Raw genomic sequence first — 3,223 nt, 5'->3', positions numbered from 1 at the left:
GCACTACGCAACAGTCAAAGAAAAGGAAGGACTAAACACCTCTCGCTTCACCGGCCAAGATAATTGACGCCGACCGGACAAGATAGTTGACGCGAACCAGGAAGTATTCATCCAGTGGACAAATCAGCTCCTGACATCAAATTTGAAGCCGATTTGCCCACCGGCTGGAATGGGAAGCTGGTACATTTCGGCGGCGGAGGCGCGGACGGTGTCATACCGAATACCAGGAGCTTTGCGACAAGTGGATTTTCGTTAACCGAAGCGCCAGGCGTAAAGACTCCGCTGGCGAGGGGATTCATTACCTATGGGAGCGATTCGGGGCACCAGGGCAATTCGGGTGATGGCACATTCGGAGCGAACGACGAAGCCCTGCTTAACTACGCCGGCGCTCATGTAAAAAAGACGCACGATGTTGTGGCCTACCTGACCAGGAAGCGTTTCGGGTCCCCAATCAAACACAGTTACTATATCGGCGGCTCCGGCGGGGGGCGTCAAGGATTGCTCGCAGCGCAACGCTATCCGGCCGATTATGACGGTGTTATCTCGACTTTCCCGGCGTCTAATTTGACTGGGCTGGCGTTTCAGTTCGGTAAAATTGCGCAGGCTTTCTTGGCGCCCGGCGGGTTCATCACTGCCGAGAAATCTGCCTTGGTCAACGCGGCCATATTCAAGCAATGCGATGCGGACGACGGCGTTGCAGATGGGATCATCAGCAAGCCTCAGGCGTGCACGTTTGATATCACCCCCATGCGCTGCGAAAGCGGGGCCGACTCGGGCAACACATGCTTGTCCGATGCCCAACTGAAAACCTATGAGGCGATCGCCTCCCCGCTGAAGACGAATTATTCCTTTGCGAATGGGATACAGGAGGTTCCGGGTTTTACTTTGTTCGGTCCTGATTTTTCCCCCTCCTTCCCCGCTCCATTGGGAGCTTCGCAAGCCGCCGCTCGGAAAAAACCGTTCGTCTTTGGGGACAGTTCGTTCTTCTACGCTTTTTATAACGACATAGTGCAGTACTGGGTGGCGCGGGACACCAGTCTCAACACCCTATCGTTCAATCCGGCGGATCCCGGACCGCTGACAGCCAGGGTGCAAGCAGTCAGCGCGCTCCTGGACGCGACCACCACTGATCTCGTGGCGTTTCAGAGTCGGGGCGGCAAGCTGATACTTCAGCATGGGACATCGGATAATTTCATCCCCTATCAGATGACGGTCGATTACTACAAACGCCTGGAGGCCCGATACGGTGGCGGCGCGCTCAAGCAGTTCGTCAAGTTCTTTCTGGTACCAGGCGCCGCGCATGCACTTGGCGGCCAGTTTGAATCGGGGTATGACGGTCTCACGGCGCTCGACAACTGGGTTGTTAACGGCACAGCCCCCGGCAATCTCGTTGCCACCGATGTCAGCCCGAAAAACGCCGGCCGGACGCGCCCGGTATGCGAATACCCTCAGTGGCCGAAGTACATCAGCGGCGACGTGAACAGCTCAAGCAGCTTTACCTGCGTGAACTGATGGAAACAGTGGCGTTGCCGGTTCGCGACGCCGCTAATGATCGTAAATGATCCGGCAAATATGGCCCCTATAGTCCACGGCCAGCGCTACTCCATGTTGCGTTGATCGAAGACGCGTCGCGCCTCCTCAACCTCGGGCAACTTGGTCAATGTCCAGTCGTGCATCACCTTAAACGGCTGCAACAGCGTGCGCCCGAGCGGCGTAATCTCGTACTGCACCGCAATAGGCGACACGGGTATCACGTGACGCGACAGCAGGCCGTTTCGCTCCAGCCTGCGCAAGCACTGGGTGAGCGCCTTTTGCGTCACCCCCTCCAGTCGGCGCTTGATAGCGTTGAAGCGGACCGGCCCTTCTTCAAGCGAGATCAGCACCAGCATAGACCACTTGTCCGAAACCTGGTCAAACAAGGCGCGGCTCGGGCAATCGGCGGAGAAGCAATCGATACGGTTCGTCATAGTGGTTTCCTTGGCTATACCTAGGCACTTCAAAGTGCCTAATTGACACTAAGTATAATTGATATACCATACCAATTCCATCCACTTTCGAGATTATTTCATGTCCTCTATCGACACCAGCGTGCTGTTTCGTCCGCTCACCGTCAAATCGCTTACGCTAAAGAACAGGATTGTCATGGCGCCGATGACGCGCACCTTTTCACCCGACGGCGTGCCGACGCCCGCCAACGCCGCCTACTACCAGCGCCGCGCGGCCGGCCAGGTGGGCCTGATTCTGTCGGAAGGCACGGTCGTCGATCGGCCAGCCTCCCGCAACGATCCCAACATCCCCTTCTTCCATGGCGAGGCGGCGCTGGCCGGCTGGAAGGGCGTGATCGACGCCGTGCACGGCGCCGGCGGCCGCATGGGGCCGCAACTGTGGCACACCGGCTCCGCCCGGAACGGCGAATGGGAGCCCGAGGCACCGGTCGAAAGCCCGTCCGGGCTCAACGCCCCCGGCGCGGCGCGCGGCGTCGCCATGAGCGACAGCGCCATCGCCGACACGATCGCCGCCTTCGCCAAGGCCGCCGCCGACGCCAAGCGGCTGGGATTCGACACGTTGGAAATCCACGGGGCGCACGGTTACCTGATCGATCAATTTTTCTGGTCCGGCACCAACCTGCGCACTGACCAGTACGGCGGTGCGACCATCCAGCAGCGCTCGCGTTTCGCCAGGGAGATCGTGGCTGCGGCGCGCAAGGCGGTGGGTCCAGACTTCCCGATCATCCTGCGCGTGAGCCAGTGGAAGCAGCAGGACCTCAGCGTGCGGCTGGCCGAGACGCCGGCGGCCATGACGGACTGGCTGCTGCCGCTCGTCGAGGCGGGCGTGGACGTGCTGCATTGCTCGCAACGCCGCTTCTGGGAACCGGAGTTTCCCGAGATCGACGGCGAGAACGGCCTCAATTGCGCCGGCTGGGCCAAGAAGCTGACCGGCGCCACCACCATCAGCGTCGGATCGGTGGGACTAGACGGCGATGTGCTGAACGCGTTTGCTGGCAAGGGCTCCGGCATCATGAGCCTGGACCGGCTGATCGAACGCATGGCTCGCGATGAGTTTGACCTGATTGCTGTGGGCCGGGCCTTGATCAGCGATCCTGACTGGACGGCGAAAATCCAGGGTGAACCGGACCGGAAATCTGGGAGGCTCCAACATCTGAGAGAATGGAGCCATGAAACGAAAATCCACGAAGTTTTCCCCCGAAGTGATGGAGCGCGCT

At 59.7% G+C, this 3,223-nt stretch carries 3 protein-coding genes; 2 read left to right on the top strand and 1 reads right to left on the bottom strand.

Annotation, left to right across the window (positions count from 1 at the left end; genetic code table 11):
• The first annotated feature begins 114 nt into the window (after positions 1-114).
• Positions 115-1,512 (top strand): tannase/feruloyl esterase family alpha/beta hydrolase, encoded by a 1,398-nt coding sequence (locus ASD15_RS19960; protein WP_057156805.1) that lies wholly within the window; start codon positions 115-117, stop codon positions 1,510-1,512.
• An 86-nt stretch (positions 1,513-1,598) separates the two neighbouring features.
• Here ASD15_RS19960 and ASD15_RS19955 read toward each other — a convergent pair whose 3' ends face one another.
• On the bottom strand, positions 1,599-1,967 hold the full coding sequence (locus tag ASD15_RS19955) for a helix-turn-helix domain-containing protein (RefSeq protein ID WP_057156804.1): 369 nt from the start codon (positions 1,965-1,967) through the stop codon (positions 1,599-1,601).
• Positions 1,968-2,067: 100 nt separating this feature from the next.
• Between ASD15_RS19955 and ASD15_RS19950 the strand changes: the two genes are divergently transcribed.
• Positions 2,068-3,223: NADH:flavin oxidoreductase (locus tag ASD15_RS19950; protein WP_157201039.1), on the top strand; the 1,156-nt coding region annotated here is incomplete at its 3' end.

It is taken from the genome of Massilia sp. Root351 (assembly GCF_001425045.1).
Classification (GTDB): domain Bacteria; phylum Pseudomonadota; class Gammaproteobacteria; order Burkholderiales; family Burkholderiaceae_D; genus Rugamonas.
Note: the sequence above shows the minus strand (reverse complement) of the source record. Positions and strands in the feature narration are given on the sequence as shown.